This is a genomic window from Pseudomonas yangonensis, from assembly GCF_009932725.1.
Lineage (GTDB): Bacteria > Pseudomonadota > Gammaproteobacteria > Pseudomonadales > Pseudomonadaceae > Aquipseudomonas > Aquipseudomonas yangonensis.
Map to the genome: position 1 here is coordinate 223,557 of NZ_BLJU01000003.1, position 15,766 is coordinate 239,322.

At 65.5% G+C, this 15,766-nt stretch carries 18 protein-coding genes; 10 read left to right on the forward strand and 8 right to left on the reverse strand.

Annotated features, from left to right (window positions below; genetic code table 11):
* Positions 1 to 6: 6 nt before the first annotated feature.
* The gene (locus GYB81_RS06640) at positions 7 to 402 is read left to right on the forward strand and encodes a RidA family protein (RefSeq protein ID WP_161864148.1); all 396 of its coding nucleotides are present in this window, start codon (positions 7 to 9) and stop codon (positions 400 to 402) included.
* Positions 403 to 408: 6 nt separating this feature from the next.
* On the opposite strand, the gene GYB81_RS06645 is transcribed toward GYB81_RS06640, so the two are convergent.
* The 3 genes from GYB81_RS06645 to GYB81_RS06655 all read right to left on the reverse strand — a co-directional run bounded on the left by GYB81_RS06645 (position 409) and on the right by GYB81_RS06655 (position 3,427).
* Positions 409 to 852 carry a GNAT family N-acetyltransferase gene (locus GYB81_RS06645; RefSeq protein ID WP_161864149.1) on the reverse strand — a complete coding sequence of 148 codons (444 nt, stop codon included), beginning with the start codon at positions 850 to 852 and terminating at the stop codon, positions 409 to 411.
* 27 nt (positions 853 to 879) lie between these two features.
* On the reverse strand, positions 880 to 1,869 hold the full coding sequence (locus tag GYB81_RS06650; RefSeq protein WP_161864150.1) for an asparaginase: 990 nt from the start codon (positions 1,867 to 1,869) through the stop codon (positions 880 to 882).
* A 118-nt stretch (positions 1,870 to 1,987) separates the two neighbouring features.
* Positions 1,988 to 3,427 (reverse strand): alanine/glycine:cation symporter family protein, encoded by a 1,440-nt coding sequence (locus tag GYB81_RS06655; RefSeq protein WP_161864151.1) that lies wholly within the window; start codon positions 3,425 to 3,427, stop codon positions 1,988 to 1,990.
* A 160-nt stretch (positions 3,428 to 3,587) separates the two neighbouring features.
* Here GYB81_RS06655 and GYB81_RS06660 point away from each other — a divergent pair, with 160 nt between their 5' ends.
* Positions 3,588 to 4,406, forward strand: a complete 819-nt coding sequence (locus GYB81_RS06660; RefSeq protein ID WP_161864152.1) for a helix-turn-helix domain-containing protein — start codon at positions 3,588 to 3,590, stop codon at positions 4,404 to 4,406.
* A 14-nt stretch (positions 4,407 to 4,420) separates the two neighbouring features.
* Here the strand turns inward: GYB81_RS06660 and GYB81_RS06665 are convergent, their stop codons facing one another.
* From GYB81_RS06665 to GYB81_RS06675, 3 genes are read right to left on the reverse strand one after another with little or no spacing between them, the layout of a single operon-like run.
* On the reverse strand, positions 4,421 to 4,609 hold the full coding sequence (locus GYB81_RS06665) for a protein DnrP (RefSeq protein WP_161864153.1): 189 nt from the start codon (positions 4,607 to 4,609) through the stop codon (positions 4,421 to 4,423).
* Between the two features lie 4 nt (positions 4,610 to 4,613).
* Positions 4,614 to 5,324 carry a Crp/Fnr family transcriptional regulator gene (locus GYB81_RS06670; protein WP_161864364.1) on the reverse strand — a complete coding sequence of 237 codons (711 nt, stop codon included), beginning with the start codon at positions 5,322 to 5,324 and terminating at the stop codon, positions 4,614 to 4,616.
* A gap of 16 nt (positions 5,325 to 5,340) precedes the next feature.
* The gene (locus tag GYB81_RS06675) at positions 5,341 to 6,048 is read right to left on the reverse strand and encodes a Crp/Fnr family transcriptional regulator (RefSeq protein ID WP_161864154.1); all 708 of its coding nucleotides are present in this window, start codon (positions 6,046 to 6,048) and stop codon (positions 5,341 to 5,343) included.
* A 166-nt stretch (positions 6,049 to 6,214) separates the two neighbouring features.
* Here GYB81_RS06675 and nirK point away from each other — a divergent pair, with 166 nt between their 5' ends.
* Together nirK and GYB81_RS06685 are read left to right on the forward strand one after the other, a co-directional pair.
* Entirely contained in the window at positions 6,215 to 7,300 is a 1,086-nt protein-coding gene (gene nirK, locus GYB81_RS06680; RefSeq protein WP_161864155.1) for a copper-containing nitrite reductase, read from the forward strand.
* Positions 7,301 to 7,304: 4 nt separating this feature from the next.
* Positions 7,305 to 8,030 carry a formylglycine-generating enzyme family protein gene (locus GYB81_RS06685; RefSeq protein WP_233787496.1) on the forward strand — a complete coding sequence of 242 codons (726 nt, stop codon included), beginning with the start codon at positions 7,305 to 7,307 and terminating at the stop codon, positions 8,028 to 8,030.
* A gap of 243 nt (positions 8,031 to 8,273) precedes the next feature.
* On the opposite strand, the gene GYB81_RS06690 is transcribed toward GYB81_RS06685, so the two are convergent.
* A complete protein-coding gene (locus tag GYB81_RS06690; RefSeq protein ID WP_161864156.1) occupies positions 8,274 to 8,588 on the reverse strand; it encodes a c-type cytochrome in 315 nt (104 codons plus the stop codon).
* 190 nt (positions 8,589 to 8,778) lie between these two features.
* On the opposite strand from GYB81_RS06690, the gene GYB81_RS06695 reads away from it, so the two are divergent.
* From GYB81_RS06695 to GYB81_RS06720, 6 genes are all read left to right on the forward strand, one after another.
* Complete coding sequence (locus GYB81_RS06695; protein ID WP_161864157.1) at positions 8,779 to 9,558, forward strand: CbbQ/NirQ/NorQ/GpvN family protein; 780 nt, start codon at positions 8,779 to 8,781, stop codon at positions 9,556 to 9,558.
* On the forward strand, positions 9,542 to 10,123 hold the full coding sequence (locus tag GYB81_RS06700; RefSeq protein WP_161864158.1) for a cytochrome c oxidase subunit 3: 582 nt from the start codon (positions 9,542 to 9,544) through the stop codon (positions 10,121 to 10,123). Before GYB81_RS06695 ends, GYB81_RS06700 begins: the two co-directional genes overlap by 17 nt.
* 5 nt (positions 10,124 to 10,128) lie before the next feature.
* The gene (locus tag GYB81_RS06705) at positions 10,129 to 10,365 is read left to right on the forward strand and encodes a cytochrome C oxidase subunit IV family protein (protein ID WP_161864159.1); all 237 of its coding nucleotides are present in this window, start codon (positions 10,129 to 10,131) and stop codon (positions 10,363 to 10,365) included.
* Between the two features lie 142 nt (positions 10,366 to 10,507).
* Entirely contained in the window at positions 10,508 to 10,948 is a 441-nt protein-coding gene (locus GYB81_RS06710; protein ID WP_161864366.1) for a c-type cytochrome, read from the forward strand.
* 3 nt (positions 10,949 to 10,951) lie between these two features.
* A complete protein-coding gene (locus tag GYB81_RS06715) occupies positions 10,952 to 12,361 on the forward strand; it encodes a cbb3-type cytochrome c oxidase subunit I (protein ID WP_161864160.1) in 1,410 nt (469 codons plus the stop codon).
* Between the two features lie 89 nt (positions 12,362 to 12,450).
* Positions 12,451 to 14,292 (forward strand): nitric oxide reductase activation protein NorD, encoded by a 1,842-nt coding sequence (locus GYB81_RS06720; protein ID WP_161864161.1) that lies wholly within the window; start codon positions 12,451 to 12,453, stop codon positions 14,290 to 14,292.
* A 91-nt stretch (positions 14,293 to 14,383) separates the two neighbouring features.
* On the opposite strand, the gene GYB81_RS06725 is transcribed toward GYB81_RS06720, so the two are convergent.
* Positions 14,384 to 15,637, reverse strand: coding sequence for a dicarboxylate/amino acid:cation symporter (locus tag GYB81_RS06725; protein ID WP_161864162.1), 1,254 nt, complete (start codon positions 15,635 to 15,637; stop codon positions 14,384 to 14,386).
* Between the last annotated feature and the right edge of the window lie 129 nt (positions 15,638 to 15,766).

A 15,766-nucleotide genomic window follows, 5' to 3' on the forward strand; every position in this document is an offset into this window, starting at 1 on the left:
GTGCCCATGTCGATGCCCGAATACCACCTGTTCGCCGCTGCGCCCGCGCCAGTAGCGCCGTTCTCCCACGCCTGCGAAGCCGATGGCTGGGTGTTCATCACCGGCCAGTTGCCCATCGATCCGGGCAATGAAGAGTCACCCTTGCCCGAAGGCATCGAGGCTCAGACGCACAAGACCTTCGACAACCTGCTGGTGGTGCTCGAAGAGCTCGGCCTGGGCCTGGAAAACGTGGTGTCGGCGCGCGCCTTCCTCACCGATTTCTATCGAGACTACGCACGCTTCAACGCGGTTTACGCCGGCTATTTCCCCGAAGGCAAACGCCCGGCGCGCACCTGCATCGGCACCACCGGCCTGGCGCGCCACGCGCTGGTGGAGATCGATTTCATCGCGCGGCGGCCCTGAGGCCGGCTATAAGAGTTTGCGGTACTGCACAAACCCCGAGCGCTCACCGATGCGCTCGTACAGCAGCTTGGCCTGGCTGTTGCTCTCATGCGTCAGCCAGTGCACCCGCGAGCAGCCGTTGGCGCGGGCCTGGTCGTAGACGTGCTGGATCAGCTTGCGGCCGATCCCGCCGCTACGCTCGCCCTTGGCGACGAACAGGTCCTGCAGGTAGCAGTAATCGCCGGTGGTCCAGGTCGAGCGATGGATCACCCAGTGCACCAGCCCGACGGCCTGGTCACCGCGCCAGGCCAGTGCAGCGCCCATGGGCTCGGCGGGGTCGAGAAAGCGCTGCCAGGCGAGGGCGCCGGTCTCGGCCGGGATATCGGTCATGTAAAAACGCTGGTAGCCCTGCCACAAGGGCAACCAGGCTTCATGATCGGCAGCGACTACAGGGCGGATTTCGATACTCATCGTCCTTCCTCTGTTTGGGCAGGTGGGTCAGTCGCTCATCTCACCACAGAGATCGCGCGCCAGCCAGTGCTCCACCTCGGCTTGCGTCAATCCGGCGCCGAGCAGGGCGAACAGCTTGCCCAGTGCCGCCTCGCGGGTCATGCCGCCGCAGGAGACCAGGCCGACCTCGGCCAGACGACTGCCGGCGGCGTACACGCCGAACTGCACATGCCCCTGCGCACACTGGCTGATCGCCGCCAGCACCACGCCGCGCGCATGCGCATCGCGCAGCACCGCCATCAGCTCGGCATCACCGGCAGGGCCGGTACCGCTGCCGTAGCATTCCAGCAGCACGCCCTTCACGCCGCTGTCGAGCAGGGCGCTGAGGTGGCCCGCCTGCACGGCCGGATGCAGCGGCAGCACGGCCAGGTTCACCCGCTCGCGCACCTGGCGGTAGTCGATAAGGGCGCTGATCCCGACATGCTCGGCCTGCCGCAGCCGCGGCAGCACCTGGAAGGCATCGAAGGCATCGCTGCGCAGCTTCGAACAGCGCGCGCCATGCAGCAGCTGGCCGTTGAAATACAGGTGCACCCCCGGCGCCACGCCACGATGCAGCGCGCGCATGGCGCCGAACAGGTTGGGCCAGGCATCGCCACCGGCCACGCCGGCCGGCTGCATGGCGCCGGTCAGCACCACCGGCACATTGAGGCCGAGTAGCAGGAAACTCAGCGCTGCGGCGCTGTAGGCCAGGGTGTCGGTGCCGTGCAGCACCAGCACCGCATCATGGCCGCGGGTTTCCACGGCCGTGACGATTTCGTCACGCAGCGCCAGCCAGTGGCCCGGGTTCATGTTGGCGCTGTCGATCAGCGGCAGCAGCTCGCGGAAGCTCCACTGCGGCAGCTCGCTGGCGTTTTCGCTGGCTTGCTGGGTGCGCATGCGCGCCTCGAAACCCGAGGCCGGGGCCAGGCCGTCTGCGCTCATCTGCATGCCAATGGTGCCACCGGTGTACAGCACCAAGAGTTTTTCTGGGGTCGCCATGGGCTCTCCTCGCAATTCACGGGCAAGCGCAGCGTCGCCGCGGCTGCCTAAGGATGGCTGCCAGAGTTGGCAGGCCAAGAAAAAGGGGGCCTTGCCCCCTTTCCTTCGTCTGAATCAATCAACGCTGGTGAGTGCGATTGCCGAACTCCGCCAGATCGGCGGCATTGCTCGACTGATTGCCCCATACGGCGGGGTCGAGGTCCAGATCAGCGAACTGCTTGGCATCGAACACCGGCGACTCGATACCCGCCTTGATCTGGCCGTCGTAGTCGCGCATCAGGCGCAGGCCTACCTTGAACAGCAGCGCCAGGGCGATCAGGTTGCAGATCGCCAGCAGCCCCATGGTCACGTCGGCGAAGGCGAACACGGTGCCCAGATCCTGCACCGAACCCCACAGCACCAGGCCAACCACCAGCACGCGATAGACCATCACCGGGCCGCGCTTCTGGCTGAAGAAACCCAGCGCGTTCTCACCCAGATAGTAGTTGTAGATCAGCGTGGTGAAGACGAACAGCAGCAGCGCCAGGCTGACGAATACCCGGCCCCATTCGCCGACGACGGCCGCGATGGCGCTCTGGGTCAGGACCACGCCGGCCTGTTCCATGCCCGGCTGGTAGACACCCGACAGCAGAATGATCAGCGCTGTGCAGCTGCACAGGACCAGCGTATCGATGAACACGCTGAGCGATTGCACGATGCCCTGTGCCGCCGGGTGCTTGACCTCGGCGACGGCGGCCACGTTCGGCGCACTGCCCAGGCCGGCCTCGTTGGAGAACAGGCCACGCTTGACGCCCATGATGATGGCCGCGCCTATGCCGCCAGCGAAAGCCGGCTCGAGGCCGAAGGCACTCTTGAAGATCAGGGCGAAGGTGGCCGGCACCTCAGCGATGTTCATGCCGATCACCAGCACTGCCATGGCGATGTAGGAGAAGGCCATGGCCGGCACCAGCACGTCGGCGAACTGGGCGATGCGCTTGATGCCGCCGAAGATGATCAGACCGATCACCACAGTCAGGGCGACGCCGCTGGCCAGGGTAGGGATACCGAAGGTGTCATGTAGCGAACTGGCGACAGTGAAGGACTGCACGGCGTTGAAGCCGAAGCCGAAGGTCACCAGCAGCAGGATCGACACGACGATGCCCAGCCAGCGCTGACCGAGGCCGTGCTGGATGTAGAACGCCGGGCCACCGCGGTAACCGCCATCGGCTTCGCGACGCTTGTACAACTGGGCCAGGGAGCACTCGAAGTAGCTGGTGGCCATGCCGACCAGCGCCACGACCCACATCCAGAAGATGGCGCCGGGACCTCCGAGCATGATCGCCACCGACACACCGGCAATGTTGCCGGCACCGACGCGGCCGGCCACCGACAGCATCAGGGCCTGGAACGAGCTGAGCTGGCCCGGCTGACGCTGCAACGCTTCGCTGAAGATGCGGAACATGCGGCCGAAGTAGCGGAGCTGGACGAAGCGCGAGGCGATGGTGAAGTACAGACCGAGACCGATCAGCATCACGATCAGCAGCTTGCTCCAGATGAGGTCATTGAGAAGATCGAGCATGGGAGGCTTTCTCTCTTGTTGTTCTGAATGGGGAATACGCCCCGCCGGGCGGATTGGAATGGTTCGTGATAGAGGCCTCGTCGGGCAATTTCGCAGGTCGCGGCTAGATGACGCGAGTTGATGCTAAAATCGCGTCATTCGCATCAGCTGGAGCGGCCATATGTCCGATTCCCTCGGCGCCAACCTGAAACTGCTCTGCAGCCATTACCGCTCGATTGCCGAGGTGTGTCGCAAGCTGTCGATCAACCGCGCACAGTTCAATCGCTACCTGGTCGGGCAGAGCCGCCCGACCACCCACAACCTCAAGCGCATCTGCGATTTCTTCGGCGTCGAGCCCTTCGAGCTGGCCATGCCGGCCGAGCAGTTCTCCCGCCTGATCGGTGCACGCAGTGGCGATGCACCGGTTCAGAGTAGCAGTGATCCGCTGCTGGAGCTGTTCACCCCACTGCGCCGGCAGGCCAGCCCGATGGAGCGCTACTGCGGCTACTACTTCGAATATTCCAATTGCATGTCGGTGCCGGGGCACGTGCTGCTGTCGCTGGTGCACCTGCGCGAGGAGCGCGGCAACTACCTGTTCGAACGCCAGGAGCGCCAGGAACGCCAGGAATCCACCCGCGGCGGCAGCGAGGACTGGGTGCGCTGTCGCTACCTGGGCACGGCCTTCTTCCTGCAAGACCGCCTGTTTCTGGTGGACTACGAGTCGCTCACCGGCAACGAGATGAGCCAGACCATCCTGATTCCCAGCTTCAAGAGCCGCATCATCCGCCTCAACGGCATCAAGACCGGCGTATCCAGCGGCGACCGCCGCACCCCGGCCTGCACCCGCGTGGTCTGGCAGTACCTGGGCAACGAGATCAACCGGGTCAATGCCTATCGTCAGCTGATGCTCTACGCACCGGACGACGCACGGATCGACGACGACATCCGCCAGCGCCTGGGCGGCGCGCAGCTGCGCGATGGACTCTTCGAGATGGAGTGACTGCCGGACGCCGCTCAGACGCTACGCGGCAGCCACAGCATCATCACCACGCAGAACAGCGTGAGGCCAATGCAGAACCACAGGAAGCGCCGCTGCCGGCGCAGCTGTGGCTGGTGAGTGGGCAAGGGCATGCCACAGTCGCCGCACTCCTGCGCGGAGGCAGATTGTGGGCGTTGGCAGTAGAGGCAGGTGCGGGTGCTCATGGCGCTACTCGAACTGCTCCAGGCGCTGCCGGTCGAGGATGCGAATGACCCGCGCCTGCTGGGTGATGATCTGTTCGTCGATCAGGCGGCGAATGATGCGCGAGAAGGTCTCGGGCTGAATCGACAGATGCCCGGCGATCAGTTGCCGGGCCATCGGCAGTTCCACTTCGTCGCTTTCGCTACGCGCCAGCTGGGTGAGCAGGTAACGCACCACGCGGTGAGTGGCGTTCTTCAGCGACAGCGTTTCGATCTCGTTGATGCGCTGGTGCAGACGAATGCACAGCTTGCCAAGCAGGGCGAAGGTCAGCCGCGAGTTGCCCTGCAGCAGCCGCATGTAGGTGGCATTGGCAAAGCGGTAGAGCTGAGTCGGGCCAAGCGCCTGGGCCGAGGCCACGTAGTCGGGGGTATCCATCAGCATCATCGCCTCGGCGAAGGTGTTGCGCTCGCCGATCACCTCGAAGACCTTTTCCTGGCCATCCGGGGTCAGGCGGTAGATCTTCACCGCGCCGGAGATCACGAAAAAGAACGCGTGCGCCGGCTCGCCCTGCATGAACAGGATGTCACCCTTGTCGAGATTGAGCAGTTGGCTGTCGGCCAGCAGCTCGTCCAGCTGTTCGTCGGCCATTGGCTCGAACAGGTGGTGGCTGCGCAGAATCTGGTGATGAACGCGATGCTGCACCCGGGACGATTCCTGGCTGCCCGACGAGGCGATCATTCGGGTCGCGGTGGTGTTACTGAGCATGCTCTGTCTCCGGGGGTTCGGCATAGCGGGCGATGCCGTCCAGGTCGAGGAGCGCCACATGTTGACGCCCCAGTTCCAGCAGTCCGCGCTCCTTCCAGGCGCTGAGCAGACGGCTGACGGTGTGCAGGGTGGTGCCGGTCATTTCCGCAAGGTTCTGACGCGACAGGGGAAAATCGATGCTGACGCCGTTGCCGGTGCTGCGCCCCGAATGCTGAGCCAGGCGCAGCAGGGCGTGCGCCAGGCGCTGCTCGACGCGCTCGGTGGACAGCTCGCGGATGCGCTGGTGGGCGTCCTGCAGGCGCTGCCCGAGCGCGCGCACCACATGATCGTTCAAGTGCGGGCAAACCCGGCTGAGCGACGCCCACTGCGCCGACGGCCAGCGCAGCACGCTGCTGTTCTCCACCGCGACGGCTGATGCCGGGAAATGGCTCAGCGCCATGGCGCGGGCGATGCCGAACAGCTCGCCGGCGCACACGTAGCGCACCACCACGCGCTCGCCGGCAGGGGTCAGCTGGGAAATCTGCAGATGGCCGCCGAGCAGAAAGAAGAAATGCCGGGCGGGCTCGCCCTGCTGGAAGACGAAATCTCCCGTCAGGACATCGCATTGCTGCGCATGCGCCACGGCGTCTTCGAGCTCGTTGTCGCTCAAGGGCGAGAACAGTGGCAGACGTGCGATCAGCTCGAGTTCGGGTGGCATAAGGCATCAATTCGGGTAATGCGACGGATGTGCTGATCGTAGCGCGTAGCCTGCGCCAGCCGCTGCGGTAAGTTGTCGCTGCCCGCCGCTTCTTTGTTCCAGGACAAAGAAGGCGAAGATGCCTTGCCCTGAAATGGTTCCAGCCAACCATAAAAGGGAACACAGCATGAAAGGCTTCAAACCGTTACTGATCGCCAGCGCCATCGCCCTGAGCTTCACCAGCACCTCGCTGCTGGCCGACACCACCGATGGCCTGGAGCGGGTCAAGGTCAACCTGGTCGCGCCGCCACAGGTCCATGCACATGAGCAGGCCACCAGCAGCAAGCCCAAGGTGGTGCAATTCCGCATGACCATCGAGGAGAAGAAGATGGTCATCGACGGCCAGGGCACCACCCTGCAGGCCATGACCTTCGACGGCTCCATGCCCGGCCCGACCATGGTCGTGCACGAGGGCGACTACGTGGAGCTCACCCTGGTCAACCCGGCCAGCAACAGCATGCCGCACAACATCGACTTCCATGCCGCCACCGGCGCGCTGGGCGGCGCCAAACTGACCCAGGTGGCACCGGGCGAAGAAGTGGTGCTGCGCTTCAAGGCCGACCGCAGCGGCACCTTCGTCTACCACTGCGCGCCGGAAGGCATGGTCGCCTGGCACGTGCTCGCCGGCATGAGCGGCACCCTGATGGTGTTACCGCGCGACGGTCTCAAGGACCCGGAAGGCAAGCCGCTGCACTACGACCGCGCCTACACCATCGGCGAATTCGACCTGTACATTCCCAAGGACAAGGACGGCAAATACAAGGACTACCCCGACCTTGGCTCCAGCTTCCAGGACTCGCGCGACGCCATGCGTACCCTGATCCCGACCCATGTGGTGTTCAACGGCAAGGTCGGTGCACTGACCGGTGACGGTGCTCTGACCGCCAAGGTTGGCGAGACCGTGCTGTTCATCCATTCGCAGGCCAACCGCGACACCCGCCCGCATCTGATCGGCGGCCACGGGGACTGGGTCTGGGAAACCGGCAAGTTCGACAACCCGCCGGAGAAGAATCTGGAAACCTGGTTCATCCGCGGAGGCTCCGCCGGTGCGGCGCTTTACACCTTCAAGCAGCCGGGCGTGTACGCCTACGTCAACCACAACCTGATCGAGGCGATGGAGCTGGGCGCTGCCGGCCACGTCAAGGTGGAAGGCGAGTGGAACGATGACCTGATGAAGCAGATCAAGGCCCCCGGCCCGATCACGGCGAAGTAAGGGCATGGCGATGAGAGCACTGCTGGTGGGTGCGCTGCTGCTCGGCGGCTGTATGCAGACGAGCGGCATCGACGAAAACGACTGGGTACGAATCGCCGCCGGCACCGCCCGGTACCAGGCCGTCGATGCCAGCGGTGCCGCCTTCGAACAGCACAGCGACGGCTTCGCCATCATGCGTCGCCAGGTCAGCCAGGCGGAGTACGCGGCATGCGTCGCGGCCAACGCCTGCCTGCCCCTGGATGGCGACTTGCGCGAGGCCGCCGCTGCCGATCTGGCCGTCGTGGGAGTCAGCTGGATGGACGCCAGCGCCTACGCCCAGTGGCTGACCCAGCGCACGGGCGTGGTTCATCGTCTGCCGACCTACGCAGAGTGGGTCCTGGCTGCTGGCGAGGCATTCCAGGACACTCCGGCACAGGTCTTCGACGACGCCCGCAACCCGGCGCAGCGCTGGCTGGCGGAGTACGAGCGCGAGTCCCGGCGCAAACCGCTGGACCCGAGGCCATTGGCCTTCGGCAGTCAGGGCAGCAACGCCAACGGGCTGCTGGACGTTGCCGGCAATATCTGGGAGTGGACCGACAGCTGCTTCGGCAAGGGCGATTTCTGCGGCATCCGCATCGCTGCGGGGCAACACCCCAGTGGGCTTTCCGACTTTGTCCGCGATCCGATCAGCGGCGCCTGCTCGGTGGGCGTGCCACCGAGCAACCTGGGGTTTCGATTGGTTCGGGAGTGACCAGCGGTCCCAGCCCTCTATTCGACAACAAGCCCGCTTCACAAAAAGCGGCGGCGCTTCGCCAACGGACTTGCCCATGCATGGAACGCCACGCACCAGCGACGCGTCGGGCCCGGCTCAGGCGAAGCGTGGACCAGGCCCGCGGATACAGCCAGAGCGTGCTGGCGATGAGGCAGTTGAAGGGCAGGCGATCATCGAACGCCTGCCCTCCCATTGGTTATCTGGCCGTCGCCGGCCAGGCTTTCACTTCAGCGTCAGCACCCACTCGGCCAGCGTCTTGGCTTCCTCCTCGGTGACCGGGTTTGGCGGCATCGGCATGGCGCCCCAGACGCCGGTGCTACCGTTCTTGATATGGCCGGCGAGCACGTCCGCCGCGCCGTCGACGCCTGCATTCTTCGCCGCCACATCCTTCAGGGACGGGCCGACCAGCTTGGCCTGCACGCTGTGGCAGGCACCGCAGGGCTTGCTCTTGAACAGCTCCTCGCCGGACGCAGCATGAGCATTGGGCAACACCGCCAGACTCAGCAGGGCCGCCAGCGGAATCAGCGCTTTCTTCATGATCACTTCCTCATCGCATGTTTGGCCTGCCGGATGCAGCTGGCGGCGGGCACATTGTTCGGGAGGGATCATAAACAGGGACATTTGCCGCGGTGCTTGACCGCAATCAAGTCTGCCGTGCGTGGTGCTTGAGAGCGCCCATCCGCCACCGCTAGCGTGCAGTCGAACCCGTAGCGAAACAGGAAAGGTCATGCACGACACCCCCTTCTACCAGGTACAGGGCAACGAACAGCTGCTGTTCGAACAGGCCTGGCAGCAGTGCATGCCGGTACTGCTCAAGGGCCCGACCGGCTGTGGCAAGACGCGCTTCGTCCAGCACATGGCGCAGCGCCTGCAGCTGCCGCTGTACACCGTGGCCTGTCATGACGACCTGAGCGCCGCGGACCTGGTCGGCCGCCATCTGATCGGCAGCGAAGGCACCTGGTGGCAGGATGGCCCGCTGACCCGCGCGGTACGCGAGGGCGGCATCTGCTACCTGGACGAGGTGGTCGAGGCGCGCCAGGACACCGTGGTGGTCATCCACCCGCTGGCCGACGACCGCCGCGAACTGTACCTGGAGCGCACCGGCGAAATCCTCCGGGCGCCGCCCGGTTTCATGCTGGTGGTGTCCTACAACCCCGGCTACCAGAATCTGCTCAAGGGCATGAAGCCCAGCACCCGGCAGCGCTTCGTGGCGCTGCGCTTCGATTACCCCGGCGTCGAGCAGGAGTGCCAGATCGTCGCCCGCGAGGCGCAGGTCAACGAGTCGCTGGCGCGCCGCCTGGTCGCTCTCGGCCAGGACATCCGCCGCCTCGAGCAGCACGACCTGGAGGAGGTCGCCTCGACCCGCCTGCTGATCTACGCCGCACGCCTGATCCACAACGGCATGGACGCCCGCACGGCGTGTCGCGCCTGTTTGGCCGAGCCGCTGTCGGATGACGCACAGACGGTCGCCGCTCTGATGGACCTGGTCGATGTCCATTTCGGCTGAGCACCAGGTCGCCCGCCTGCCGGGCGACCTGGCGATGTGGCTGTTCATCCTCGCCGAGCTGACGGTGTTCGCCCTGCTGATCCTCAGCTTCGCCATCACCCAGGCGCTGTCCGGCGCGCAGTTCGCCGCCAGCCGGGCGCTGCTCGACGGCTCCATCGGCCTGGCGCTGACCCTCAGCCTGCTCACGGCCGGTTTCTTCGCTGCGCTGGCGGTACAGCGGGTGCGCGCCGGGCACAGTCGACAGGCCAGCGCCTGGCTGCTCGCCGCGCTGGCCAGCGGCTGCGTCTACGGGGTGCTCAAGAGCCGCGAATTCGGCCATCTGATCGATGCCGGGCTGGGCATGGAGTACGACCGCTTCTTCACCCTGTACTGGATTCTCGGCGGCTTCCACTTCCTCCATGTGCTGCCCGGCCTGCTACTGTTCGCCTGGCTGGCCTGGCGCTGCCGGCGTGGCGTGTACGAACAGGCGGGCAAGCGCGGCGAGCTGGAGTCGTGCGTCCTGTACTGGCACATGATCGATCTGATCTGGGTGCTGCTGTTCCCCTTGCTCTATTTGCAGAGGTAAGCCGGATGAACGCCTTACTGTGCTGGCTGAGCCTGATACTGCTGTCGTTGCTGAGCCTGTGGCTGGTCACCGCGCCGATCGCTTCCTGGACTGCTCTGGCGCTGTCGGCGGCAGCGCTGGGCAAGGCCTGGCTGATCGTCGATGGCTTCATGGAGTTGCGCCACGGCCCGCGCCTTTGGCGCGCGTCGTTGCTGGCCTGGTCCCTGTGCATGGCGAGCGCGCTTTACTTCGCCAAGCCCTGAGCGCTGCCACCAACGGGCAGGTTCTCATCACCGTCCTGAACAGCCCCAGTCCCCTCGCGATTCCGGCTTCTTGATCGCCATCAAGCGGTTTTCCCGAGGCACCGTCCGAAAATGGCCCCGCCAAGCCTTTGAGGACATGACCATGTCGGAAACCTTCACCAAGGGAATGGCCAGAAATATCTACTTCGGGGGAAGCCTGTTCTTCATCCTGATATTCCTGGCCTTGACCTTCCACAGCGAACAAACCTTCCCCGAACGCACCAACGAACACCTGATGAACGAAGCGGTGGTGCGCGGCAAGCTGATCTGGGAGCAGAACAACTGCATCGGCTGCCACACCCTGCTGGGCGAGGGCGCCTACTTCGCACCGGAGCTGGGCAACGTGTTCGTCCGCCGCGGTGGCGAGCAACAGTTCAGCAGCTTCCTGCATGCATGGATGGCGGCCCAGCCGCTGGGCGTTCCCGGCCGCCGCGCCATGCCGCAATTCAACCTGAGCGACAAGGAAGTGGACGATCTTGCCGAGTTCCTCAAGTGGACCTCGAAGATCGATACCAACGACTGGCCGCCAAACAGGGAGGGCTGAGATATGACCACTGCCAATCCGCACCTGAAATTCGCCTCGCAAGCCGTGGCCAAACCCTACTTCGTGTTCGCCCTGATGCTGTTCGTCGGGCAGATCCTGTTCGGCCTGATCATGGGCCTGCAGTACGTGGTCGGTGACTTCCTGTTCCCGTTGATCCCCTTCAACGTGGCGCGCATGGTGCACACCAACCTGCTGATCGTCTGGCTGCTGTTCGGCTTCATGGGCGCGGCCTACTACCTGATCCCCGAAGAGGCCGACCGCGAACTGCACAGCCCGAAACTGGCCATCATCCTGTTCTGGGTGTTCGCCATCGCCGGCGTGCTGACCATCCTCGGCTACCTCGCCGTGCCCTACGCCACCCTGGCCAGGATCACCGGCAACGAGCTGCTGCCGACCATGGGCCGCGAGTTCCTCGAACAGCCGACGATCACCAAGGCCGGCATCGTGGTGGTCGCCCTGGGCTTCCTCTACAACATCGGCATGACCTTGCTCAAAGGTCGCAAGACCACGGTCAGCGTGGTGATGATGACCGGCCTGATCGGCCTGGCGGTAATGTTCCTGTTCTCCTTCTTCAACCCGGAAAACCTCGCCCGCGACAAGTACTACTGGTGGTGGGTGGTGCATCTGTGGGTGGAGGGCGTGTGGGAACTGATCATGGGTTCGATGCTGGCCTTCGTGCTGATCAAGATCACCGGCGTCGACCGCGAGGTGATCGAGAAGTGGCTGTACGTGATCATCGCCATGGCCCTGATCACCGGCATCATCGGCACCGGCCACCACTACTTCTGGATCGGCGCACCGGGCGTGTGGCTGTGGCTGGGTTCGATCTTCTCGGCCCTGGAACCGCTGCCGTTCTTCGCCATGGTGCTGTTCGCCTTCAACATGGTGCGCCGTCGGCGCCGCCAGCACCCCAACCGCGCAGCCGGCCTGTGGGCACTGGGCACCACCGTGACCGCGTTCTTCGGCGCCGGCGTGTGGGGCTTCCTGCACACCCTGGCGCCGGTGAACTACTACACCCACGGCACCCAACTGACCGCAGCGCATGGCCACCTGGCGTTCTACGGCGCCTACGCGATGATCGTCATGACCATGATTTCCTATGCCATGCCGCGCCTGCGTGGCATCGGTGAGGCGCCGCAGGAAAGCGCCCAGCGCGTCGAGATCGCCGGTTTCTGGCTGATGACCATCTCCATGGTGCTGATCACCCTGCTGCTGACCGCCGCCGGCGCCGCGCAGATCTGGCTGCAACGCTGGCCGGGCGACAACGAGGCCATGGCCTTCATGGCCACCATGGACCAGCTGGCACCGTACTTCTGGGCACGCCTGGTGGCCGGCATCGGCTTCGCCCTCGGCCTGGTCTGCTACCTGCTGAGCTTCGTGCAGCGCAAGAACATCGTCATGGCCACCGCCTGATCGACGACAAGGGGTAACGGTGGGAGGCGCTTCAGCGGCGACAGTCGCGGTTGAAGCCCCTCCCGCATCTCATTTTCAGGGAGTCGGCTATGGCCTTCAGCATCGAAGTCGAGGAATGGGTCGGCAGCGTCTGGCACCGTTTCATCACCCGCCGCAGCGACCCGGACTTCGCCCACGCCCAGGTGCAGCTGAGCGACCAGCAACGCGCCCTGTCACTGCTGTTTCACGCCATTGGTGGCGCCAGCGGCGTGCAGATCCAGGCCGCACAGCCGCGCGAGCTGCTGCTGCGGCGCAGCCTGCTGCAACAGGTCGCCGGCACCTGCCGGCAGATGCCGGTGGCCTGGCGCGATGCGCAGAACATGCGCCTGCCGCCGAGCCTCGCCGTGTTCCCGCAGGCCGAGCTGAACCGCGAGCTGTACCGCTGGCTGGCGATGCTCGGTGCGGTCGCCGACGGCATGCGCCACTGGGGGCGCGACAACCAGCGCTGGGTGACCGAGCTGCTGCGCCGTTACCCGGCCATGCGCCCCCGCTACCAACGGCTGGTCGATGCGCACCTGCGTCTGCGGCCCGCCCCCGACAGCCTGCCGCCTGCCAGCGCGGCGCTGGAGCGCGACCTGCGCCAGGCGCTGCGCGAACCCGGCAGCGTCACCCATTTCGCCCACGACGAACGCGCCCCCTGGCCGTTACCGTTGTGGCTGTATCCGCCGCAGGGCCAGGGCCCCGGCGCCTCCAGCGAACTGCCCGAGGAAGGTCAAGGCAGCGCCCGCAACCCCAACCCGGCGCAACGCTCACTGCGCAAGCGCGCCTCGCGCATCGACGACACCAGCGGCAAGGGCGGTCTGCTGCTGTTCCGCCTGGAGAATTTGTTCAGCTGGTCCGAGCACGTGCAGCTGGACCGCTGCAACGATGACAGCGAGGACCTCGATGCCGCCCGTGTGGCCGAGGACCTCGACGAGCTGACCCTGTCGCGCCAGCGCACGCGCAAGGGTGGCGGCCTGCATCTGGACCTCGACCTGCCGTCGCCGGAGCAGGACGACCTGCCGCTGGGCGAGGGCCTGCACCTGCCGGAGTGGGACTACCGCCGCTCGGTCCTGCTCGAACGCCACGTCAGCCTGCAGCTCTACCATCCGCGCGAGGCCGAGGCGCAGCCGTTGCCGATGCACCTGGCATTGCCGGCACGACGCCTGCGCCGTCAGTTCGAGGCGCTGCGCAACGACCGCCAATGGCTGCGCCAGCAGCCGCAGGGCAGCGAACTGGACCTCAGCGCCTGGCTCGACTTCCAGGTGCAGCGCCGACAGGGCGGGGCCTGCGACAAGGGCCTGTTTCTCGAACAGCGCAGCACTCGCCGCGAGCTGGCCTGCCTGCTGCTCGCCGACCTGTCGATGTCCACCGAATCGCACCTCAACGACGAGCAACGGGTCATCGACGTCATCCAGGACAGCCTGCTGCTGTTCGCCGAGGCGCTGTCGGCGGCCGGTGACGATTTCGCCCTGTATGGCTTCTCCTCGTTGCGCCGCCAGCAGGTGCGCATGCAGGAACTCAAGCCGTTCGGCCAGCGCTACGACGACCAGGCCCGCGGGCGGATCCTCGCCGTGCGTCCCGGCTACTACACGCGCATGGGCGCGGCCATCCGCCAGGCCACCCGCCTGCTCGGCGAGCGCCAGCAGAGCCAGCGCCTGCTGTTGCTGGTCACCGATGGCAAGCCCAACGACCTCGACCTCTACGAAGGCCGCTACGGCGTGGAGGACACCCGCGAGGCCGTGCTCGAAGCCCGCCGCGCCGGCGTGCTGCCGTTCTGCATCACCATCGACCAGCAGGCCGGCGACTACCTGCCGTACATGTTCGGCGCCGGCGGCTACACGCTGATCGACAAACCGCAGCATCTGCCGCTGTACCTACCGCAGCTGTATCGGCAACTGACCAGGCGCTGAAAGGAAGGGTTCGGCGGGCGAAAAAAAAGGGATGGCCGAGGCCATCCCTGAAGGTTGAGGCTGGTGAAGGCCTCCTATGAAAGCGGTTTGCTCAGGCAGCGTTGTCGCTGTTGTAGATCTCGCGATCCAGCTCCTTCTCGCTGCTGCCCACCAGGGTGGTGGTCATCAGGTCACCGGCGACGTTCACCGTGGTGCGTGCCATGTCGAGGATGCGGTCGATACCGGCGATCAGCGCCACGCCTTCCAGCGGCAGGCCGACCGAAGTCAGCACCAGGCCGAGCATGATCAGGCCGGCGCCGGGTACACCGGCGGTGCCGACCGAGGCCAGGGTGGCGGTGAGGATGATCATCAGGTACTGGCCGGCATTCAGATCGATGCCGAAGGCCTGGGCGATGAACAGCGCCAACACGCCCTGATAGATCGCAGTGCCGTCCATGTTGATGGTGGCGCCCACCGGCAGCACGAAGCCGGCCACGCCCTGCGACACGCCGAGGTTCTTGCGCGCGCACTCGATGGACACCGGCAAGGTGCCGGAGCTGCTCGAGGTACTGAATGCCACCGCCAGCGCCGGAGCGATACCGCGGAAGAAACGCAGCGGGCTGAGGCGCGCCAGGCCGCCGATCAGGCCGCCGTAGATCAGCAGCATGTGGGCGATGCTGGCCAGGTAGATCACCCCGATCACACCGGCCAGCGGCAGCAGCACTTCGATGCCGTGGGAGGCGACCACACCGGCGATCAGCGCGAATACGCCGATGGGGGCGAAACGCATCACCAGGTCGGTGAGCTTGTAGAACACCTCGGCCAGGCTGTCGAACAGCTTGACCACCGGCGCGGCCTTCTCGCCGATCAGGTTCATGCTCACGCCCAGGGCGATGGCGAAGACGATGATCTGCAGGATGTTGCCTTCGGCGAAGGCCATCACCGGGTTGGTCGGCACCAGGCCCACCAGGATCTGTACCAGCGAGGGTGCCTGCTTGGCCTCCTCACTGCCGCTGGCGACCATGTTCATGCCCTCACCCGGGCTGAACAGGGTGCCGAAGGCCAGGCCGATGCTCACCGCGAAGGCGGTGGTGAGCAGGTAGATGGCGATGGTCTTGACGCTGATGCGGCCCAGCTTGGCGCTGTCGCTCATGGCGGTAATGCCCGCCACCAGGGAGACGAACACCAGCGGCACGATCAGCATCTTGATCGCATTGAGGAACAGCTCGCCGACCGGCGCCAGCGCCAGGGCAAGGCTCTTGAACAGCATGCCGACCACCACGCCGAGCGCCAGACCGACGAGGATCTGCTGCCACAGCGGCACGCGGGCCAGGAAAGAAGGGGAAGCGGTATTGCTCTGACTCATATGGTTGTACACCCGGATTGTCGTTGTTGTGGGGCCGTCTGTGCGGCCTTGAGCGGTGCCGCCCCATGAACAGGCTCGAGGGCGGAAATGAACACGCCGCCCAAGGGGCGGCGTGCGTCATTCGGTGAA

Excerpts from the sequence above, each read along its gene's own strand:
- GYB81_RS06640 (WP_161864148.1), top strand. The coding sequence starts at position 7 with ATGTCGATGCCCGAATACCACCTGTTCGCCGCTGCGCCCGCGCCAGTA.
- GYB81_RS06645 (WP_161864149.1), bottom strand. The coding sequence starts at position 852 with ATGAGTATCGAAATCCGCCCTGTAGTCGCTGCCGATCATGAAGCCTGG.
- GYB81_RS06650 (WP_161864150.1), bottom strand. The coding sequence starts at position 1,869 with ATGGCGACCCCAGAAAAACTCTTGGTGCTGTACACCGGTGGCACCATT.
- GYB81_RS06655 (WP_161864151.1), bottom strand. The coding sequence starts at position 3,427 with ATGCTCGATCTTCTCAATGACCTCATCTGGAGCAAGCTGCTGATCGTG.
- GYB81_RS06660 (WP_161864152.1), top strand. The coding sequence starts at position 3,588 with ATGTCCGATTCCCTCGGCGCCAACCTGAAACTGCTCTGCAGCCATTAC.
- GYB81_RS06665 (WP_161864153.1), bottom strand. The coding sequence starts at position 4,609 with ATGAGCACCCGCACCTGCCTCTACTGCCAACGCCCACAATCTGCCTCC.
- GYB81_RS06670 (WP_161864364.1), bottom strand. The coding sequence starts at position 5,324 with ATGATCGCCTCGTCGGGCAGCCAGGAATCGTCCCGGGTGCAGCATCGC.
- GYB81_RS06675 (WP_161864154.1), bottom strand. The coding sequence starts at position 6,048 with ATGCCACCCGAACTCGAGCTGATCGCACGTCTGCCACTGTTCTCGCCC.
- nirK (WP_161864155.1), top strand. The coding sequence starts at position 6,215 with ATGAAAGGCTTCAAACCGTTACTGATCGCCAGCGCCATCGCCCTGAGC.
- GYB81_RS06685 (WP_233787496.1), top strand. The coding sequence starts at position 7,305 with ATGGCGATGAGAGCACTGCTGGTGGGTGCGCTGCTGCTCGGCGGCTGT.
- GYB81_RS06690 (WP_161864156.1), bottom strand. The coding sequence starts at position 8,588 with ATGAAGAAAGCGCTGATTCCGCTGGCGGCCCTGCTGAGTCTGGCGGTG.
- GYB81_RS06695 (WP_161864157.1), top strand. The coding sequence starts at position 8,779 with ATGCACGACACCCCCTTCTACCAGGTACAGGGCAACGAACAGCTGCTG.
- GYB81_RS06700 (WP_161864158.1), top strand. The coding sequence starts at position 9,542 with ATGTCCATTTCGGCTGAGCACCAGGTCGCCCGCCTGCCGGGCGACCTG.
- GYB81_RS06705 (WP_161864159.1), top strand. The coding sequence starts at position 10,129 with ATGAACGCCTTACTGTGCTGGCTGAGCCTGATACTGCTGTCGTTGCTG.
- GYB81_RS06710 (WP_161864366.1), top strand. The coding sequence starts at position 10,508 with ATGTCGGAAACCTTCACCAAGGGAATGGCCAGAAATATCTACTTCGGG.
- GYB81_RS06715 (WP_161864160.1), top strand. The coding sequence starts at position 10,952 with ATGACCACTGCCAATCCGCACCTGAAATTCGCCTCGCAAGCCGTGGCC.
- GYB81_RS06720 (WP_161864161.1), top strand. The coding sequence starts at position 12,451 with ATGGCCTTCAGCATCGAAGTCGAGGAATGGGTCGGCAGCGTCTGGCAC.
- GYB81_RS06725 (WP_161864162.1), bottom strand. The coding sequence starts at position 15,637 with ATGAGTCAGAGCAATACCGCTTCCCCTTCTTTCCTGGCCCGCGTGCCG.